The sequence below is a fragment of the Rhodococcus sp. JVH1 genome (assembly GCF_000280725.2).
Lineage (GTDB): Bacteria > Actinomycetota > Actinomycetes > Mycobacteriales > Mycobacteriaceae > Rhodococcus_F > Rhodococcus_F jostii_A.
The window spans coordinates 530,158-548,447 of sequence record NZ_CP166289.1 but is presented as its reverse complement, the minus strand read 5'-3'; the positions used below and the strand labels follow the sequence as shown (position 1 = coordinate 548,447).

At 63.9% G+C, this 18,290-nt stretch carries 17 protein-coding genes; 11 read left to right on the top strand and 6 right to left on the bottom strand.

Translation table 11 applies throughout. The features are described 5' to 3' along the window. Positions 1-115: 115 nt before the first annotated feature. From fgd to JVH1_RS02630, 5 genes are all read right to left on the bottom strand, one after another. Positions 116-1,129, bottom strand: a complete 1,014-nt coding sequence (gene fgd / locus JVH1_RS02650; protein WP_009479921.1) for a glucose-6-phosphate dehydrogenase (coenzyme-F420) — start codon at positions 1,127-1,129, stop codon at positions 116-118. 40 nt (positions 1,130-1,169) lie between these two features. After that, positions 1,170-2,171 carry a class II fructose-bisphosphatase gene (gene glpX / locus JVH1_RS02645; protein ID WP_043782413.1) on the bottom strand — a complete coding sequence of 334 codons (1,002 nt, stop codon included), beginning with the start codon at positions 2,169-2,171 and terminating at the stop codon, positions 1,170-1,172. Beyond that, positions 2,168-3,118, bottom strand: a complete 951-nt coding sequence (gene gnd / locus JVH1_RS02640) for a phosphogluconate dehydrogenase (NAD(+)-dependent, decarboxylating) (RefSeq protein WP_272943950.1) — start codon at positions 3,116-3,118, stop codon at positions 2,168-2,170. The genes glpX and gnd overlap by 4 nt, the downstream gene beginning before the upstream one ends. Before the next feature lie 56 nt (positions 3,119-3,174). After that, a complete protein-coding gene (locus tag JVH1_RS02635) occupies positions 3,175-4,605 on the bottom strand; it encodes an aldehyde dehydrogenase family protein (protein ID WP_009479924.1) in 1,431 nt (476 codons plus the stop codon). Between the two features lie 82 nt (positions 4,606-4,687). Continuing rightward, positions 4,688-6,154 carry an aldehyde dehydrogenase gene (locus JVH1_RS02630; RefSeq protein WP_009479925.1) on the bottom strand — a complete coding sequence of 489 codons (1,467 nt, stop codon included), beginning with the start codon at positions 6,152-6,154 and terminating at the stop codon, positions 4,688-4,690. Positions 6,155-6,437: 283 nt separating this feature from the next. Here JVH1_RS02630 and tal point away from each other — a divergent pair, with 283 nt between their 5' ends. The 8 genes from tal (at position 6,438) to JVH1_RS02590 (ending at position 14,118) form a co-directional block, all read left to right on the top strand. After that, positions 6,438-7,715: a transaldolase gene (gene tal, locus JVH1_RS02625; RefSeq protein WP_009479927.1), complete on the top strand. Its 1,278-nt coding sequence runs from the start codon at positions 6,438-6,440 to the stop codon at positions 7,713-7,715. A gap of 7 nt (positions 7,716-7,722) precedes the next feature. Then, positions 7,723-9,366: a glucose-6-phosphate isomerase gene (gene pgi / locus JVH1_RS02620; RefSeq protein WP_371113083.1), complete on the top strand. Its 1,644-nt coding sequence runs from the start codon at positions 7,723-7,725 to the stop codon at positions 9,364-9,366. A gap of 356 nt (positions 9,367-9,722) precedes the next feature. Next, entirely contained in the window at positions 9,723-10,178 is a 456-nt protein-coding gene (locus tag JVH1_RS02615) for a hypothetical protein (RefSeq protein WP_009479929.1), read from the top strand. A 7-nt stretch (positions 10,179-10,185) separates the two neighbouring features. After that, the gene (locus JVH1_RS02610) at positions 10,186-10,710 is read left to right on the top strand and encodes a pyridoxamine 5'-phosphate oxidase family protein (RefSeq protein WP_009479930.1); all 525 of its coding nucleotides are present in this window, start codon (positions 10,186-10,188) and stop codon (positions 10,708-10,710) included. Positions 10,711-10,853: 143 nt separating this feature from the next. Further along, positions 10,854-11,666 carry a glutamine amidotransferase gene (locus JVH1_RS02605; RefSeq protein WP_009479931.1) on the top strand — a complete coding sequence of 271 codons (813 nt, stop codon included), beginning with the start codon at positions 10,854-10,856 and terminating at the stop codon, positions 11,664-11,666. Between the two features lie 7 nt (positions 11,667-11,673). Beyond that, on the top strand, positions 11,674-12,705 hold the full coding sequence (locus JVH1_RS02600; RefSeq protein WP_237735314.1) for a LacI family DNA-binding transcriptional regulator: 1,032 nt from the start codon (positions 11,674-11,676) through the stop codon (positions 12,703-12,705). Then, on the top strand, positions 12,702-13,652 hold the full coding sequence (locus JVH1_RS02595) for a PfkB family carbohydrate kinase (RefSeq protein WP_051033810.1): 951 nt from the start codon (positions 12,702-12,704) through the stop codon (positions 13,650-13,652). The genes JVH1_RS02600 and JVH1_RS02595 overlap by 4 nt, the downstream gene beginning before the upstream one ends. A 76-nt stretch (positions 13,653-13,728) precedes the next feature. Further along, complete coding sequence (locus JVH1_RS02590) at positions 13,729-14,118, top strand: nuclear transport factor 2 family protein (RefSeq protein ID WP_009479934.1); 390 nt, start codon at positions 13,729-13,731, stop codon at positions 14,116-14,118. Positions 14,119-14,751: 633 nt separating this feature from the next. Here JVH1_RS02590 and JVH1_RS02585 read toward each other — a convergent pair. Further along, complete coding sequence (locus JVH1_RS02585) at positions 14,752-14,994, bottom strand: hypothetical protein (protein WP_192817884.1); 243 nt, start codon at positions 14,992-14,994, stop codon at positions 14,752-14,754. On the opposite strand from JVH1_RS02585, the gene JVH1_RS02580 reads away from it, so the two are divergent. The 3 genes from JVH1_RS02580 (at position 14,932) to JVH1_RS02570 (ending at position 18,234) form a co-directional block, all read left to right on the top strand. After that, the gene (locus JVH1_RS02580; RefSeq protein WP_009479936.1) at positions 14,932-16,389 is read left to right on the top strand and encodes a nicotinate phosphoribosyltransferase; all 1,458 of its coding nucleotides are present in this window, start codon (positions 14,932-14,934) and stop codon (positions 16,387-16,389) included. The two genes, JVH1_RS02585 and JVH1_RS02580, sit on opposite strands and share 63 nt — an antisense overlap. Positions 16,390-16,484: 95 nt before the next feature. Then, positions 16,485-17,105, top strand: a complete 621-nt coding sequence (locus tag JVH1_RS02575; protein WP_009479937.1) for an HAD family phosphatase — start codon at positions 16,485-16,487, stop codon at positions 17,103-17,105. Between the two features lie 151 nt (positions 17,106-17,256). Next, entirely contained in the window at positions 17,257-18,234 is a 978-nt protein-coding gene (locus JVH1_RS02570) for a ribose-phosphate pyrophosphokinase (protein ID WP_009479938.1), read from the top strand. Positions 18,235-18,290 lie beyond the last annotated feature (56 nt).

Genomic DNA, 18,290 nt, shown 5'->3' with positions numbered 1-18,290 from the left:
TAGGGCCGCACTCCTGGTGCGCCGCCGACGGTCATCGCACTGTCTGTGGCTGGACGTGTGCGAGGACGGTCACCGCGGTGTCTGGCTGGACGGTGCGGTGACGGGCTGGGGTGAGTTAGCCGAGCCCCCGCAGCCGGGGCGCCAGGTCGCGCTCGAACAACTCGAGGAAGCGTTTCTGATCGTGACCGGGGGCGTGGAAAACCAGGTGGTTCAGCCCTGCGTCGATGTAGGGCTTGATCGCCTCGACCACTTCGTCCGGGTCGGCACCCACGATCCACCGCTTCGCGACCTGCTCGATGGGGAGCGCATCCGCGGCGGCCTCCATCTCGATAGGGTCGGTGATGTCATGTTTCTGCTCGGGTGTCAGGGACAGCGGTGCCCAGAATCGTGTGTTCTCCAGTGCTTGTGCGGGGTCGGTGTCGTAGGAAATCTTGATCTCGATCAGGCGATCGATGTCCTCGACCTTCCGTTCGGCTTTCTGCGCGCCCTCGGCGACGGCTGGCATCAGCTTGTCGTTGTACAGCTCCATGCCTTTACCGGAGGTACAGATGAATCCGTCACCCGCACGACCGGCGTAGCGGGCGACGACCGGACCACCTGCCGCGATGTACACCGGAATGCCCTCTACAGGAACGTCATAGATCGAGGCGCCGGTGGTGCGGTAATACTGACCTTCGAAGTCGACCCGGCCGCCCTTCCATAGTTCGCGCATGAGTTGCACGGATTCGCGCAGGCGGGCAAAGCGTTCCTTGAAGTCGGGCCAATCGCCTTCGAACCCGGTCGCGATTTCGTTGAGCGCTTCACCGGTGCCGACCCCAAGCATCACCCGGCCGGGATAGAGCAGTCCCATCGTGGCGAAGGCTTGAGCTATGACTGCGGGGTTGTACCGAAATGTCGGTGTCAGAACCGAGGTGCCGAGCTGGATCCTTGTGGTCCGCTCACCGACTGCTGTCATCCACGCCAGGGAGAACGGGGCGTGGCCACCCTTGTGCCGCCACGGTTGGAAGTGGTCGCTCACCATGGCGCTGTCGAGTCCATGACTTTCGGCGAGCACTGAAAGTTCGACCAGTTCACGTGGGCCGAACTGTTCCGCCGACGCCTTGTACCCGAGCTTGAGTTCTGCGGTCATGTGCGTTTCCTGCTTTTCTGTGTGTGTACGAAGTGGTTCGTCAGCCGTGGAAGTCCACCGCGGAGTACTCACGGAGTTTGTTCAGACTGTGTCGTCCGTCGATCATCCGGACCGTGCCGGACTTGGAGCGCATGACGATTGACTGGGTGGACGCTCCGCCGGCGGCGTATCGCACCCCGCGGAGCAGGTCACCGTCGGTGACGCCCGTCGCGCAGAAGAACACGTTGTCTCCGGAAACGAGATCCTCGGTATGAAGCACCCGGTCGAGGTCGTGGCCCGCGTCGATCGCTCGCCGGCGTTCGGCCTCGTTGGTGGGTGCGAGCCGGCCCTGGATCGCGCCTCCCATGCATCGCAGGGCCGCTGCTGCGATCACGCCCTCGGGGGTGCCGCCGATCCCCAACAGCATATCCGGTGCCGAACGTGGATCCGCGGCCGCGATGGCGCCGGCGACATCTCCGTCCGCCAGCAGTTGGACCCTGGCTCCGGCGTCTCGCACGGTATTGATGAGGTCGCCGTGGCGGAGCCGGTCGAGTACGGCCACTGTCACGTCCGAGACCGACGACTTCTTCGATCGTGCCACCCGACGGATGTTCTCGTGGACCGGCGCGGTGATGTCGATGACGTCGGCGGCATCGGGACCGACCGCGATCTTCTCCATGTAGAACACCGCAGACGGATCGAACATCGTTCCGCGCTCGGACACCGCGAGCACGGCGATGGCATTGGACATTCCCTTGGACATCATCGTCGTGCCGTCCACCGGATCGACCGCGACATCGCACTCGGGACCGTCGCCGGTTCCGACGCACTCACCGTTGTAGAGCATGGGGGCGTTGTCTTTCTCGCCCTCACCGATTACGACGACTCCGCGCATGGTCACGGAATTGATGAGCTGCCGGATTGCGTCGACGGCGGCGCCGTCGCCGCCGATCTTGTCGCCGCGTCCCACCCAGCGTCCGGCCGCCATCGCGGCTGCTTCCGTTACGCGGACCAGTTCGAGGGCGAGATTACGGTCCGGCTTCTCCCGGCGGCTCACTGTCATCGGGCCGCTGCCTTCACCTGATCGAGTGCAGCGTCTGTCCTGCTCGTTGAGTGTCCACCGAACTGATTCCGCAGGGCGGAGACCGCCTTCATCGACGGTGAGGTCTCCTGTCTGCTGGCGAACCGGGCGAAAAGTGCAGCCGAGATGACCGGTACCGGAACGGCATTGCGGATGGCCTCTTCGACGGTCCACCGGCCTTCTCCGGAGTCTTGGGTCCAGCCGGAGATCCCGGACAGCTCGGGATCGTCTTTGAGGGCGCGCACGAGGAGGTCGAGGAGCCACGATCGCACCACGGTGCCGCGGCTCCAGGCCTCGATCACTGCCGGGACGTTCTCGACGAGTTCCGTGGCCTCGAGCAGCTCGAAGCCCTCCGCGTACGCCTGCATGAGGCCGTACTCGATCCCGTTGTGCACCATCTTTGAATAATGGCCTGCTCCAATGGGTCCCGCGTGTACGAATCCTTCGCTACGCGGGCCTTCCGGGCGGAGGGCGTCGAAGAGCGGCATCGCCCTGTCGACGTGCTCCTCGGATCCGCCCACCATCAGTGCGTAACCGTTCTCGAGACCCCAGATTCCACCGGACACACCGCAGTCGATGTACCCGATTCCCCGCGCGTCGAGCGCCTTCGCGTTGTGGATGTCCTCGCTGAAGCGGGAGTTGCCTCCTTCGATGACGAGGTCGCCCGGAGAAAGCGCCTGTGACAGGTGCGTGATCGTCTCCTGTGTCGGCGCACCCGCCGGAACCATCACCCAGACGATGCGCGGTGCGGTAAGTGCCTCGACGAGCGCGTCGATGGACGAGACGTCGGAGCTGTTGACGTGCGGGTCGTAACCGAGGACTTCGGTGCCCGAACGGCGGAGTCGTTCGCGCATGTTGAAGCCCATCTTTCCCAGCCCGATAAGCCCGATCTGCATAGCGTGGAGCCTTTCCGAATCGACAGAGCACAACCAGTGGGGGGAGGCCGAGCCCCGTGGGCGCGCGTGCTCGACCCCCCGTGGGTGTGTCAGTTCTGGTTGTCCCCGAAGATGGCCTTCACCTCGAGGAAGTCCTCCAAACCGAACTTGCCGAATTCACGGCCGTTGCCCGACTGCTTGTATCCACCGAACGGTGCATTGGCGGCCAGCGGGGCGCCGTTGAGGTGCACCATTCCGGTCCGCATCCGCCGAGCGACCTTCCGAGCACGTTCGGGGTTTCCGGAAGACACCATGCCGGCGAGCCCGTATTGCGTGTCGTTGGCGATGCGGACCGCGTCGTCCTCGTCTTCGTAGCCGATGAACATCATCACCGGCCCGAAGATCTCCTCCTGCGCGATCGTCATGTCATTGGTGACATCGGCAAAGACGGTGGGCTTGACGAAGTAACCCTCCTGCAGCCCGTCCGGGCGGCCGGTACCACCGACAACGAGCGTGCCGCCCTCGTCGATGCCCTTCTGGATGAGTCCCTGGATCTTGTCGAACTGTGCCTGCGACACCACGGGCCCGACCGTCGTGCCCTCCGCATCCGGAGCTCCGACGACGATGGTGGCCGCGGCCTTCTTTGCGATTTCCACAGCCTCGTCCATGCGATTCGAGGGGATGAGGATGCGGGATCCGGCGTTGCAGGACTGGCCCGAGTTCACCACCATTCCGGTGACGTCGCGGGTGATGACGTCTTCGAAGTCGGCGTCGTCGAGCACGATGTTCGCCGACTTGCCGCCGAGTTCCTGGGCGACGCGCTTGACCGTCGGTGCCGCGTTCTTGGCGACCTCGACGCCGGCCCGCGTCGACCCGGTGAACGAGACCATGTCGACTTCGGGGTGCGCGGACAGTGCCGTTCCCACGGTCAGGCCGTCACCGTTGACGAGATTGAACACGCCTGCGGGAACCCCGGCTTCGTCGAGGATCTCGGCGAAGATGATCGCGTTCAGCGGCGCGATCTCCGACGGTTTGAGCACCATCGTGCATCCGGCTGCGAGGGCGGGTGCCACCTTCGCCACGATCTGGTTGAGCGGCCAGTTCCATGGGGTGATGAAGGCGCAGACGCCGACCGGCTCGCGCACCACGGTCGTGGTGTCGATCTTTTCCTCGAACGTGAAGGTCTCGAGGGCGTCGAGCGTCGCCATGAAGTGCCCGAGACCTGCAGGTGCCTGAGCGGCCTCCGCGAGGCCGGTGGGCGCTCCCATCTCGCTGGTGACGGCGGCCGCCAGGTCCTTCATGCGGCGCTGGTAGACCTCGATGATCTTCTTCAGTAGGACGATCCGCTCGGCCGGGGTGGTCGAGGCGAAACTGTCGAAGGCCTTGCGCGCGGCGGTGACGGCGAGGTCAACGTCCTGTTCGTTGCCCATCGCGATGGTGGCGATCGGCTTCTCCGTCGCCGGGTTGATCACCTCGAGCGTCTTCGAGCCGATCGGGTCTACCCAGGTGCCGTCGATGTAGAACTTCTGAGTGTGGTCCATCGTTTTCCTCCGTCGAAGCGTTGGTTGTTCTGAAAAGTGCTGGGGCCAAGCGATTGAATTCGAAAATGTGCGATCGCCCCCGTCAGTTCGGCGATCTGAGATAGACCGTTTTGGTGGTGGTGAAGAACGTGCGGGCAGCCTTTCCCTGCTCACGATTCATGCTGCTCGAGGCCTTGACCCCGCCGAACGGGACGTGCGGCTCCACACTCGCCGTTTCCCGATTGACATGGACCAGGCCGGAATTGATCCGGTGCACGAACTGCATGGCTTTGGAGATGTTCGATGTGAACAGCGAGGCCGACAGGCCGAACTCGGTGTCGTTCGCCGCGGCCAGCGCTTCGTCGAAATCCTCGACCTCGGTCAGGACGAGTACCGGGCCGAAGATCTCCTCCCGCACGAGTCGGCTGGACGGTGCCACACCGGTCAGTACCGTCGGTTCGAGGAAGCAGCCCTCACCGTCTGCCTTGCCACCGAGAAGTATGTCCGCACCCTCCTCGTGTGCGAGCCGAAGATACTCGACCACGGTGTCGCGTTGCTCCGGTGAGGACATCGGCCCGATATCGGTGGCCTCGTCGTACGGGTTGCCCACCACCAGCCGGTTCACCTGGGCGAGCAGCAGTTCGCGGAATTCCGTGGCCACCGGGCGCTGAACATACACGCGACTGGTGGCCGTGCACCGCTGCCCGGCGGCCAGCATGGCTCCGCGAACGACCTGCACAGCCGCGTCCTCGAGTTCGGCGTCCGCCAACACGATGGCAGGGTTCTTGCCGCCGAGTTCGAGTTGCACCTTGACGTTGCGGTCTGCGACCGCCTCACGGAGGCGGACACCGACACCGTTGGATCCGGTGAAGGTCAACGCCGCCACGCGGTGGTCCCCGGTCAACGAACCGGACAGGGAACGGCCCTTGCCGGTGATCAGATTGAGCACACCGGTGGGCAGACCCGCCTCGGCGAAAATTTCGGTGAGAAACACCGCGCTGCCTGAGGCCACTTCGGCCGGTTTCCACACCACGGAGTTGCCGAATGCGACTGCGGGAGCGATTTTCCACGTGGGAATCGCGAACGGAAAGTTCCACGGCGTGATGGCGCAGACGATCCCGAGGGGTTGCTCGACGGTGAGCAGAACGGTCTCGGGGTCTGCGCTCGGGTAGGTCTCGCCCGAGGGCTGCAGCAGATCGCCGGCGTAGTAGCGCAGGATCGCAGCGCTGCGCAGCACCTCGCCGCGGGCGTCGCGGATGGCCTTGCCCATGTCGGCGGTGAGCCGGCGAGCGGCTGTCTCGACCCTGGCCTCGAGCAGGTCGGCTGCTCGGCGCAGGACGTCGGCGCGTTGGACGGCAGATGTGGCCGCCCATGCCGGCTGGGCCTTCTCGGCCGCGTCGTAGGCGCGGCGGACGTGAGCGGGAGTCGCCGACGCGAAGGTGCCCGACAGGCGATCTGCCTCGTACGGATCGAATCGTTTAAATGTCTGTTCCGAGGTGCACCACTCGCCATCGATGAAGAGTGTCGCGGCGTCGTCGAGGAGCGTTGCAGACGCAGAGGTGTTGGACATGGTCACCTGACCTGGGGCATGGAAGGAGTTGAACGTGGGATTTCGGTTCTTTCACCTGCGGTGATTGAGCGTGAAAGCATCGGAGTGAGTGTGTCGCGTCCGGGAATCCTGCCGGGGTGTCCGAGCCGGAGCGTCATCGCGGCGATCAGGCCGGTCGAGGCGCTCGAGGAATCGTGGGGCGTGAGGTTGTCAGGGGCATTCGGCATGTGATGGGATGACCTCCCGAGTAGAAACGTTTACATGACAATAAGTGCCCATGCCGGAACGGTCAAGGAGACTTCGAATGAGAAACGATCGAGGGCGCACTGTTCGCCCCCACGAGTACCTCGGCACCGACGAAGGGCCGGCGGGGGAGGAGCGCAACTCCGCGGAATCCCCGGCCGCGTCCGGCCCGCTCCAGCGGTTGTCCGCCGCCGGCGTTGCCGTGTGGCTCGACGATTTGTCTCGTCACCGCCTGGCGTCGGGGAGCCTGGACGCACTCGTGCGGAACTGGTCGGTGTGCGGCGTGACCACCAACCCGTCGATCTTCGAGAACGCCCTGCGGTCGGGTGAGGCCGCCTACGGTGAGCAGATCGTCGACCTGGCGGTCGCGGGGGCGAATGCCCCCGAGGCCGTACGAGCGTTGACCACCACCGACGTTCGCTGGGCCTGCGAGATTCTGCAGGAGACGTACGAACGATCCGGCGGTTCCGACGGATATGTCTCGATCGAGGTGGACCCCTACCTGTCGCGCAACGTGCCGGGCACCGTCGCCGAGGCCCGCGACCTCTTTCGATCGATCGGTCGCTGCAACGTCTTGATCAAGGTTCCGGCGACGGCCGAGGGCCTTCCAGCCATCACGCAGACGCTCGCGGCCGGCATCGGCGTCAACGTGACGCTGATCTTCTCTCTCGAACGTTACGAAGGCGTCCAGGACGCGTTCATGGCCGGTCTCGAACAGGCCCGCGCGAACGGCCACGACCTGTCTCACATCCATTCTGTGGCATCATTTTTCATCTCCCGAGTGGACACGGAAGTAGACCGCCGCCTGGGCGAGGACGCTCGCGACTACCTGCGCGGGGCGGCAGCGATAGCAAACGCCAGGCTCGCCTACGAGAAGTTCGAGACGATGCTGCACACTCCTCGATGGCGCGCGCTCGAGGCCGACGGCGCCCACCCGCAGCGCCTCCTGTGGGCATCCACCGGGGTGAAGAACCCCGCGTACTTCGACACCCGGTACGTCACCGAGTTGATCGCCCCCCGAACGGTGAACACGATGCCGGAGGAGACGCTACGCGCCGTGGCCGATCACGGCGTCGTGGACGGCGACAGCATCTCCGGAACATACGACACCTCGCGCACGGTCCTCGACAAGCTCAGGCTCGCCGGAGTCGAGTACGACGATGTCGTCCGTGCGCTCGAAGCGGAGGGACTGCAGAAGTTCGAGGTCGCCTGGAACGAACTCACCTCGACCGTCGCGCTGCTTCTCGACGACGCCCGCGCGCAGGTCGACCGGTGCCGTAACCCAGCACAGGTACCACCGCCGTTCCCCGTCTCGGCGGTCCAGGCTCGAGAAGCGTGAGGCGATGATGGGATTCCTTCAGACCCCGGTCGATCAGTTGCCGCAGTGGGCCGCGCTCGTGAAACACCGAGCACGCCTCGACGAAGTATCGCTTCGCCGACTCTTCACCGAATATCCGGGTCGCGCTGCCGAGTTCACCCGCGGTGTCGACGGACTGCTATTGGATTACTCGAAGAACCTCGTCGACGCCGAGGTGATCGGCGAGTTGGTCGACCTCGCCTACGCCGCCGGGGTGGACCGGCGGATCGAGGCGATGTTCGCGGGGGAGCGAATCAATACGACCGAAGACCGCGCCGTGGCACACGTGGCATTGCGCGCCGCACGCGGTGAGCGGACGGTGATCGACGGAGGTGACGTCGTCCCGGGGGTGCACCGCGTGCTCGACGACATGGCGGCCTTCGCGACCCGGATCCGGTCGGGGGCGTGGCTGGGATACACGGGTAAGGCCATCAAGAACGTGGTGAACATCGGGATCGGCGGGTCGGATCTCGGTCCCGTGATGGCCGTCGAGGCGCTGTCGGCCTATTCGGATTCGGGACTGAACGTCCGCTTCGTCTCCAATGTCGACGGTTCGGACATCGTGTCGGCGGTCCGGGATCTCGATCAGAGCGAAACGCTGTACGTCGTCGTGTCCAAGACGTTCACCACTGTCGAGACACTCACCAATGCGCGCACCGCGCGCCGGCTTCTGGTGGACGCGCTCGGCAACGAGGATGCGGTTCGCAGACACTTCGTCGCCGTCTCCACCAATGCGGAACAGGTGCGTCGCTTCGGGATCGATAGCGAGAGCATGTTCGGTTTCTGGGATTGGGTCGGTGGTAGGTACTCCGTCGAGTCGGCGGTCGGACTGTCGTTGATGATCGCGATCGGGCCGGAGAACTTCGCCTCGATGCTCGACGGCTTCCGTGCGATGGACACTCATTTCCGCGAGGCACCGTTCGCCCGCAACATGCCGGTGCTCCTCGCGCTGATCGGACTCTGGTACAACAATTTTCACGACGCTCAGACTCATGCCGTCCTGCCGTACAGCAAGTACCTTGCGCGCTTTCCGGCGTACTTGCAGCAGCTCGACATGGAGAGCAACGGCAAATCGGTGGACACCGAGGGGCGGCCGGTCCGGGTCCGTACCGGCCCGGTCGTGTGGGGTGAACCCGGCACGAACGGTCAGCACGCCTTCTATCAGCTGCTGCACCAGGGCACCCACCTCGTCCCCTGCGACTTCATCGGCTTTCTGCGTCCCGTCGACGGTCCTGACGAACACCACGATCTGTTGATGGCGAACTTCTTCGCTCAGACCGAGGCTCTCGCCTTCGGTCGCGGCGAGGAGGAAGTGGCGGCTGCAGGGGTGCGGGCCGACCTCGTCGCACACCGAAGTTTCGCGGGGGACAGGCCGTCGAACACGCTGCTGGCGGGCAGGCTGAACCCGTTCGTGCTCGGTCAGCTGGTGGCTCTGTACGAGCACAAGGTGTTCACCCAGGGGGTTCTGTGGGGGATCGACTCGTTCGATCAATGGGGTGTGGAGCTGGGCAAAGTGCTCGCCCACCGCATCGTCGACGAGCTCTCTCAGGACGAGCCGCCCGCGCCCGGTCACGATGAATCGACCAATGCTCTGGTCTCGCTGTACCGGAAAGCCGCGGCTCGGCGGGTGTAGTCACGGACCGGTGGAGACCGAAACGTTGCTCGTGCGCTGGGGAACAGCGCTGTCCGGGGCGCGGTATGTGCAGGTCCCGGGCCTGGGGACAGCGTCCGCACCAGGCACGCGAGAATCCTCCAGAACACTTGACGCTCCAGAACCGCTCTTGTAGATTAGAAACGAATCCAGTCGGCATTACATCAGGTTGAATGCCAGATTTGATCCAAAAGTGGAAACGTTTCACACCGGCGAGCAATCCCGGTGGTCATCGCGGGACTCACCCGAAGATCCAGCACGAGCCAACTGCGCTCAGTCTGCCTGGCCACCATTGTGGATGTTCTCGGAAACCGACTCGAAATGAAGGGAAGACCCGGATGGCCGACTTCGATCCGTCAGCGCCGAACGCGCGACGTTACCCGCGGGTGATCACCGAAGACGAGATCAGCAGCATGCCGCGCCTGCAGTTCAACACCGGCATCGACACCGCGATCTTCCTGTCACGGGAGCGCGACGATGCACGCTACTTCCGCCAGGGCTACTGCTACCAGGAGCCCGACCACGCCCCCTACAACTGGGAGCAGCCCAACTTCGACGAGACGCACTACTGCCTCGAGGGGCACATCAAGCTGCGGGTCAAGGATGCGAACGACCGAGAGGTCGTGCTCGAAGCCGGTCCGGGAGAGCACATCTACCTGCCGGCCGGATACACCTACACCCTCGAGAACACCGGTGTGCGGACCGTCTTCTTCTGGACCAGCGGACCGTCCCCCCGTGTGGGACTCGTCGAGGTGCCGGATTACCACAAGACCCTCCAAGAACTGAGGAAGTGAGAGAGCAATGGCCGTGACCGCAAGCCAGACCGCCCCTCTGCGGGGCGACAAGAGGTGGGGTTACCTCGACAGGGCCAAGAGCATCCGCGTGGCGAGCGTGAATGCCGACGGGAGCATCTACCTGACTCCCCTGTGGTTCGTCGTCGACGAAAAGAGGATCTTCCTCCCGATCGACGCCGGTAGCCGCCACGGTGCGAACTCGCAGGCGGGCCGGAAGATCGCCGCGCTGGTCGATTCGGGCGACGAGTACGCCACCGTCAGCGGTGTACGCATCCTGGGAACGCTGGTCGAAGCCACAGATGACGTTCTCGTGAAGAAGCTCCAGGACAAAGTGTTCGAGAAGTACTTCGGCACGGGTCACCCCTACGCCGAGCAGTACTTCGAGTTCGGTGAATTCGCCGACCGCCGCTACCTGGAATTGTTGCCGGACAAGATGATCGGCTGGGATTCACGCGAGACGACGATGCCGCAGGTTCCGGAAGCGCGTGTGCTGCCGGACTTTGTAGGAGATCGGCCGCTCCCCAAGAGCTGACCGATCCGTTCATCGCCGCAGATCACGGCGGACCGGCATCTCCTCGTCACTGACGAGCACGCCGGTCCGCCCGCTCCCGACAACGACGACCGCGGGCGACGGCTCGAGTTGCACACACACATTCTTTGAAATTTGGAGTAGGTATGACTTCGACTAAGGACGGCACCACCCGGGCGCTCGTGGTCGGCGAATCGTGGATCAAACACACGGTGCACATCAAGGGCTTCGACGAATTCCGCACAGTCGAGTACGAGGAAGGCGGCGGCGTCTTCCTGGACTCGCTGGAGGCTTCCGGGCTCGACGTGACGTACATGCGCGCCCATGAGATCTCGGGGCGGTTCCCGAAGACAATGGAAGAGTTGCAGCAGTTCGACGTCGTGGTCCTCAGCGACATCGGAGCGAACTCCTTCCTGCTGGCCGACGAGACGTTTCTGCGATCCGAACGTAGCGTCAACCGCTTGTCGCTGCTCGCGGACTTCACCGAAGCAGGCGGAGGCCTGATCATGGTAGGCGGTTACATGTCGTTCACCGGGATCGACGGCAAGGCCCGCTACGGGATGAGCCCGCTGGCACCGGTGCTTCCGGTCACCATGCTCGACTACGACGACCGCATCGAAGTTCCCGAAGGCCTCGACGCCACGTTCGACGAGCCGAACCACGAGATCCTCGGCGGGACCCCCGCGGAATGGCCGATGCTTCTCGGCTACAACCGGGTCATCGCCAAGTCCGACGCGACGGTTGTCGCGCGCTTCGGCGAGGACCCGCTGCTGGTCGTCGGTACCTTCGGCGTCGGCCGCACGGTGGCCTTCGCGTCCGATCTGGCACCCCATTGGGCGCCGCCGGAATTCGTGCAGTGGCAGCACTATCAGGCGCTGTGGACTTCGATTGTGACCTGGGCTGCGGGCCTCGACACGAGCCTTGTGTCGCCGGTGCACGCAATTGCTGCGGTAGATTGAGAATTTTATGAGCAATGGTCAGCCCCCGACGATGAAAGACGTGGCCCGGCACGCGGGCGTCTCCGTGAGCACCGTCAGCTATGTCTTGAACGACAGCGGACCGGTTGCGCCCGCACGTCGAGCCCGCGTGCTCGACGCTGTGCGGGTCCTTAACTACGCACCCAACGAGGCTGCACGGGGGTTGAAGAGACGTTCGGCGCCCACGATCGGACTCGTGGTCCCCGAACTGTCGAACCAGTTCTTCGCGCTCCTCGTGGAAGGCGTCGAACAGGCCGCAGCTGCTCGTGGAGTGCTCGTCGTGTTGTGTGCCCCCGAAGCCACCGACGGCGGAGAGTCGCTCAACGGCCGGCTGCTCCGAAGTCAGAGGCTGAACGGGATCATCTACCTGTCGGGGGCGTCGACGTCACCGACGTCGCTTCTCGAACTCACCCGGCTCGGTCCGATCGTTCTGGTGGACGAGCAGGTCCCCGGATTCGACCTGCCGGCCATCGTGTCGGACAACCGCCGCGGTGCCCGGGAAGTCGCTCAGCATGTGCTCGAAGCAGGCCATCGCAAGATCGCCGTCATCGGCGGTCCCGAGGGCCTGTGGACAGCCCAACAGCGACTCGCCGGTTATCGGGAAGCGTTGGCAGCCGCAGGAATCGAACCCGACACCGTTCCGGTCTTCGGTGGAAGCTATCGGCAGGAGTCGGGTACGGAACTCGCGGCGAAGGCATTGTCCGGGCCGTCGTCGGAGCGCCCTACAGCGTTGTTGTGCGCGAACGACCTGATGGCCATCGGCGTGCTCGAATACTGCCGATCCGAGGGCATCCAGGTGCCCGAAGAACTCAGCGTCGTCGGCTTCGACGACCTACCGCTGGTCTCGCTCCTCACACCGAGATTGACCACAGTCCGCCAACCGGCTCGGGACATGGGTGCGCGAGCCGCGAACCTGCTGTTCGAACTCATCGACGACAAGGTCGACGTTCCCGCACCCGAGCCGTTTCCGACCCTGCTACAGATAAGAGATTCCGTGGCCACACCCTTAGGTAGCTCATGAGTACGTCGCTGGACGCGGGTACACCCCGGGGGCGAGTGATCGTCGTCGGAGCGATCAATGTCGACCTGGTCGTGGCCGCTGAGAGACTGCCCGGTCCGGGCGAGACCGTCGTGGGAAGGCGCGTCGAACGGTACGGCGGCGGCAAAGGTGCCAACGCCGCGGTCGCGGCCGCGCGGGCAGGCGCAGACGTGTATCTCGTCGGCGCGGTAGGCGCGGACGGCAACGGCACCGAGGCGCTGGACGAACTCACCGCCGAGGGCATCTGGGTGGATGGCGTCACCGTCCTCGAGCACGAAGCTACCGGGGTCGCGTTGATCGTCGTCGACCCGGGCGCCGAAAACCAGATCGCAGTCGGCGCGGGTGCCAATGCCGCAGTGAGCGCCGAACACGTGACGCGCGCCCTCGCTTCCCGCCTGAGACCGTCGGATTCGGTGCTGGTCAGCACGGAAATACCCGATGCCGCGGTAGAGGCTGCGGTGATCGCCGCCGCCTCGGCGGGTGCACGCTGTGTCCTGAATCCGGCCCCTCCCATTCCCGGGGTTGCCGATCTCCTCGGGTACGGGCCGATCCTGACGCCCAACGCGGGTGAGTGTCTCGAACTCGCCAAGATGCTCGGCGACGAGCACACCCACGCCCGCGAGGCGGCCGCCGCGATCGTGGCACGCACCGGAGCGCCGGTCGTTGTCACCCTGGGACGTGACGGTGTCCTGGTACTCACGCCCGACGGGAACGTCGACCACGTTCGGCCACGGCCGGCCGTGGCCCGCGACACCACCGGCGCAGGCGATACCTTCAATGGCGTTCTGATCACCCGGCTGGCAGCGGGAGACGAACTCGACGACGCGGTCCGAGCCGCGAATGTTGCTGCCGCGCTGTCTGTTGCACACGTCGGGGCCCGCGCCGGGATGCCTCGCGCCACGGACATCGAGGCCGGCAGTCGGGTGTAGCCACCCTTCGAAGCCCCCTGTGCGGCGATCATCAGCGCAGCCGGAGGCTTCCCGAACCGGAGCATATGGAGCAACCATGACTATTGACGACCGTGCAACGTTGATCGACCAGTTCGTCTACGCCTGGAACATCAAGGACGTCGACGCACTGATGAACCTTATGACCGACGATTGCATCTTCCACTCTTCGGTCGGCCCCGATCCAGGAGTCCGGTTCGAAGGTCATGCCGATGTTCGTCGCGGATTCGAGATGTATCTTCGACCAAGCGGTTCGGCGACTGAAACCGTGATGGAGAAGCCGCTTGTAAGTATGGATTTTGCTGTAACCCGGTGGACTACCTTCCAGAGGCACGAGGACGGTACTTTTCTGGAAACGCGTGCGTGCGACGTTTTCGAGTTCGGAGGCGACCGCATCAGGCGTAAGGACACCTACCGCAAGATTTCCACTCCCGTTACTGCTTCCTAGAAGTACCAACGCAGAGAAATAACTGTGGGCTTGCGGTCGAACCCGGAACGTGATCACTCTGACGCCAATGACAGGTGTCGGAGCGCGGACCTGCCCGGGGTTGGGATAGATAGAGCGACCGTCCCGCAATGAGCGGGAGAACCGCATGGTTGCTTCGTTGAGTCGGCACCGACCGATCGCCTCACCGTGCCGGCGCTCGGCCACGGCGCCCTCGACTCCGGCTGCGAGAATACGGCCATTCACTCGTGTGGATGGCCGTATTCGTCTGTGCAGGTGCTGTTTCATCGCCGCTGCAGGTCGGTCACGCGGCCGGTCGGCAACGCGTTCGCGAGTAGTTCAGGCCTCCGCGACCCGAGTAGAACCCTTTCTAGTTTCTGGTAGTTCTACCGGGTCTTCGGGTTCGGCGGCATCCGTACGCGGAGCGCGGACTCGAGAGTCGACCGGCTGGTCGTTTACGGAGGATTATCCAGGCCAGTGGCTACGCGACCCGGTTTCTCGAGCAGGGGCGCGCGCTGAGAATTGATCTCTGCGAACCTCTTGACTGCGAGACTATAAACGTTAATAGTGAGTGTGATGCAGCGCACTGAGGGAGCGAACCCGCTGTATGTCGCCCGCAGGACGGGTACCGGCTCGCTAGATGTAATGAGCCGAAACATGTTGGTAACCAACGTCATAGAGGATCAGGTACTGGATCGAACGCAGCACCTCGAAGGCGAAGGTTCGGGCCGCATTCGCGGCAACTCTCCTGGACTTGGAGAATCCAGACAGCAGAGAAGTAGCAACGATCACACCACGAGAAAAGGCGAAATTGCGATGGCATTGGGCCGGAGTTACGACAACATCATCATCAACACCGACAGTTACAAGCATTGTCATTACCCGTTGTATCCGGCTGGGACGGAGTATGTGTCCAGTTACATCGAGTCGCGGGGTGGGGAGTTCCCGGTGACGATGTTCGTTGGCTTGCAGGCCTTCATCCGGGAGTATCTGCTGCGCCCGATCACGCTCGGGGACATCGATCAGGCGGAGTGCATCACCCGTGAGCAGGGGATGCACTTCAATCGGGAGAATTGGCTGGGGATCCTCAACGATCACGATGGGTTCTTGCCGGTGGAGATCGAGGCGGTGCCCGAGGGTCTGGTGATGCCGACCCGCAACGTGCTGGTGCAGATCATCAACACCGACCCGAAGTACTTTTGGGTGACGAGCTTCTTCGAGACCTCCCTGCTGCGTGGGGTGTGGTACCCGACCACGGTTGGCACCATCAGCTGGCTGGCCAAGCAGGTCATCAAGGAAGCGTTGGCCCGGACCTCCGATCACCCCGAAATTCTGCGGCACTGTCTGCACGACTACGGCGCCCGCGGGGTGAGCTCGCAGCAGTCGGCCGCGCTCGGTGGGTTGGCGCACCTGGTCAATTTCAACCAGAGTGACACCGTGCCAGGGATTCTCGCGGCGAAGGAGTACTACAACGCGGTCGCGCCGGCGAATTCCGGCCCGAACTCCGAGCACGCCAGTTTCTGTGCGTGGGGGCGTGAGAACGAGGCCGCGGCTATGCGGAACATGCTCGAGGTGCACGCACCGAGCGGGGTGGCGTTGCTGCTGACCGACACCTACGACCACGAGAACGCGGTCAAGAATATTATCGGCCGCGAGCTCGCCGAGGTAGTCCGGAACTTCCCCGGACTGGTCGGGGTGCGCCCGGACTCGGGTGACGTGGTACAGGTAACCGCGGACACGACAGAGTGGTTGATGGACAGCTTCGGGTACACCACCAACAGCAAGGGTTTCAAGGTGCTGCCCGACTATGTGCGGGTAGTGCAGGGTGACGGGGTCAATCGTGACAGTCTCCCAAGGGTGTATGCCGAACTCGAGCGCCGCGGTTTGTCGGCGGAGAACGCGATCTTCGGTATGGGCGGTGGCCTGTTGCAGCACTGCAACCGGGACACGATGAATTTCGGGCAGAAGGCATCCGCGGTGTGTGTCAATGGTGAGTGGCGGGGTATCGCGAAGGCGCCGACCGGGGATGCGATGAAGGCGTCCAAGCGAGGCCGCCTCGGGTTGCGACTGTCGCAGGGTGAGTATCAGACGGTGCCGCGGGAGTCGATCTCGCCGGAGGAGAACATCCTGCAGCCGGTGTTCCGTAACGGCAAGTTGCTGCGGAAGTGGGATTTCTCCGAGCTGATCGAGCGTAGTGAGCGGGAGGTGCCGGAAAGCTACTACGCCGACGCCATCGCACCCCTGCACAACGACGCTGAACTCGCACTCTCCTGAGAGCTGCCGGCGGCCGGGCGCAACCTTCACAGCGCCCTGCTCGTCGGCCCCGGGCAGGCTTGTAACTCGTTCCACACACACAGTTAGGTTCACAGATGACTAAGCTGCACGTCTTCGACATGGACGGCACCCTCCTGCAGTCCACCGCTTCGATCGAGATCTCGAGAGCGGTTGGAGAACTCGCTGCGGGCGAGCTGATCGAGCAATCCTGGCTCGAGGGCGAGATCAGCGATGTGCGTTTCTGGGAACTCTGTCTTCCACTGTGGGAAGGGCTCAGCGAGGCAGACATCGATGGCGCGTTCGCCGCCTCCCCGTGGATCGGCGGCGTGGTCGAAGTATTCGCCGATATCCGCAACCGTGGCGAATACAGCACCGTCATCTCTCAGTCACCCCAGTTCTTCGTGGAACGTCTGACCGGGTGGGGTGCTGATTCGGCGTTCGGCGCGCAGGTGGCCTTGAGGAGCGAGGTCGGCCCTGAGAGTCTCCTCAGCGCCGAAGACAAGATCTCGATCGTCAGCAAGTTACTCGCGGAATATGGGCTCGCCGAACGGGACTGCGTCGCTTACGGCGACTCCACGTCCGACATCCCGCTGTTCGGAATGCTTCCGAACACGGTGGCCGTCAATGCGAGCCCCCGGGTCCGTGAGCTTGCAACGATCGAGTACGAGGGGTCCGATCTCCGCGGTGCATACATCCTCGGCCGAGGACTGCTCTGACCGGCGTCGCCGCGCGTCGAGGACATGCACATCAGTACTACCTTCCACCAATACGACAGTGAGGTCCTTAACGGTGGCCGCCTTGAGAAGCATCCCGACAAGGAGTGGTGCGGACAGCGCTACGTCCATGGGTACCGCAACGAGCATGCCGATGAGTTACGGCAAGCGGTTGAAACTGTTTTCCGGTCGGGCCAACCCCGACATCGCGAAAGCGATCGGTGCTGAGCTGGGCGTGGGGCTGAGTCCGGTTGTGCTGAAGACCTTCTCGAACGGGGAGGTGTACTGCCGGTTCGAGGAGTCGATCCGCGACGCCGACGTCTTCATTGTTCAGCCGACCTGTACCAATGCTGATACCGGGGTCACCACCAACGACGCACTGATGGAGCTGATGGTGATGATCGACGCCGCGGTGGCTGCCAGTGCACACCGCGTCATCGCCGTCACGCCGTGGTACGGGTACTCGCGGCAGGACAAGCAGAGCGCCCCGCGAGAGCCGATTTCCGCGCGGATGGTCGCCCGGATGCTCGAATCGGCGGGAGCAGACCGACTCCTGGCGATGGACCTGCATGCCGGACAGCTCCAGGGCATGTTCAAGATCCCGGTGGACCACATGACGGCGATGAGGTTGCTCGCTCAGCATTTCATCGATCTCGAGATGGAGGACCTCGTAGTGGTGGCGCCCGACGCCGGACGGGTGAAGCTGAACAAGAGTTTCGCCAAGTGCGTCGGCGCCGATCTCGCGATTCTCGACAAGGAACGCCCGAGGCATCAGGTCGCCGAGATAGGTCACGTGATCGGAGATGTACGCGGCAAGACCGCGATCATCGTCGACGACATGATCGATACCGCCGGCACGCTCCGTGCTGCGGGGGAAATGGTGATGAGGGCAGGAGCGTCGAGGGTGTTCGCCGCAGCGACCCACCCGGTGTTCAGCGGCCAGGCCTACGACAACCTCGCCGCATCGCCGTTCGACGAGATCGTCGTGACCGACACGATCGCGCTGTCGCCCCAGGCACCGGCCAACGTCCGCGTGCTGTCCTGCGCCGGCGTCCTCGCCGACTCGATCAGCCAGGTCTTCCGAGGCGGATCCGTCAGCGAAGTGTTCGGCAGTGAGTACCAGTTGTTCTGATCGATCGAAGTGGGAGCCGCCGAGCGCGCTCGAGGGGTTTCCATCACACGGTAGAG

What these genes read in the sequence shown, in the direction of transcription:
- fgd (WP_009479921.1), bottom strand. Translation starts at nt 1,129, where the DNA reads ATGACCGCAGAACTCAAGCTCGGGTACAAGGCGTCGGCGGAACAGTTC.
- glpX (WP_043782413.1), bottom strand. Translation starts at nt 2,171, where the DNA reads ATGACAGTGAGCCGCCGGGAGAAGCCGGACCGTAATCTCGCCCTCGAA.
- JVH1_RS02635 (WP_009479924.1), bottom strand. Translation starts at nt 4,605, where the DNA reads ATGGACCACACTCAGAAGTTCTACATCGACGGCACCTGGGTAGACCCG.
- JVH1_RS02630 (WP_009479925.1), bottom strand. Translation starts at nt 6,154, where the DNA reads ATGTCCAACACCTCTGCGTCTGCAACGCTCCTCGACGACGCCGCGACA.
- tal (WP_009479927.1), top strand. Translation starts at nt 6,438, where the DNA reads ATGAGAAACGATCGAGGGCGCACTGTTCGCCCCCACGAGTACCTCGGC.
- pgi (WP_371113083.1), top strand. Translation starts at nt 7,723, where the DNA reads ATGGGATTCCTTCAGACCCCGGTCGATCAGTTGCCGCAGTGGGCCGCG.
- JVH1_RS02615 (WP_009479929.1), top strand. Translation starts at nt 9,723, where the DNA reads ATGGCCGACTTCGATCCGTCAGCGCCGAACGCGCGACGTTACCCGCGG.
- JVH1_RS02610 (WP_009479930.1), top strand. Translation starts at nt 10,186, where the DNA reads ATGGCCGTGACCGCAAGCCAGACCGCCCCTCTGCGGGGCGACAAGAGG.
- JVH1_RS02605 (WP_009479931.1), top strand. Translation starts at nt 10,854, where the DNA reads ATGACTTCGACTAAGGACGGCACCACCCGGGCGCTCGTGGTCGGCGAA.
- JVH1_RS02600 (WP_237735314.1), top strand. Translation starts at nt 11,674, where the DNA reads ATGAGCAATGGTCAGCCCCCGACGATGAAAGACGTGGCCCGGCACGCG.
- JVH1_RS02595 (WP_051033810.1), top strand. Translation starts at nt 12,702, where the DNA reads ATGAGTACGTCGCTGGACGCGGGTACACCCCGGGGGCGAGTGATCGTC.
- JVH1_RS02590 (WP_009479934.1), top strand. Translation starts at nt 13,729, where the DNA reads ATGACTATTGACGACCGTGCAACGTTGATCGACCAGTTCGTCTACGCC.
- JVH1_RS02580 (WP_009479936.1), top strand. Translation starts at nt 14,932, where the DNA reads ATGGCATTGGGCCGGAGTTACGACAACATCATCATCAACACCGACAGT.
- JVH1_RS02585 (WP_192817884.1), bottom strand. Translation starts at nt 14,994, where the DNA reads ATGACAATGCTTGTAACTGTCGGTGTTGATGATGATGTTGTCGTAACT.
- JVH1_RS02575 (WP_009479937.1), top strand. Translation starts at nt 16,485, where the DNA reads ATGACTAAGCTGCACGTCTTCGACATGGACGGCACCCTCCTGCAGTCC.
- JVH1_RS02570 (WP_009479938.1), top strand. Translation starts at nt 17,257, where the DNA reads ATGAGTTACGGCAAGCGGTTGAAACTGTTTTCCGGTCGGGCCAACCCC.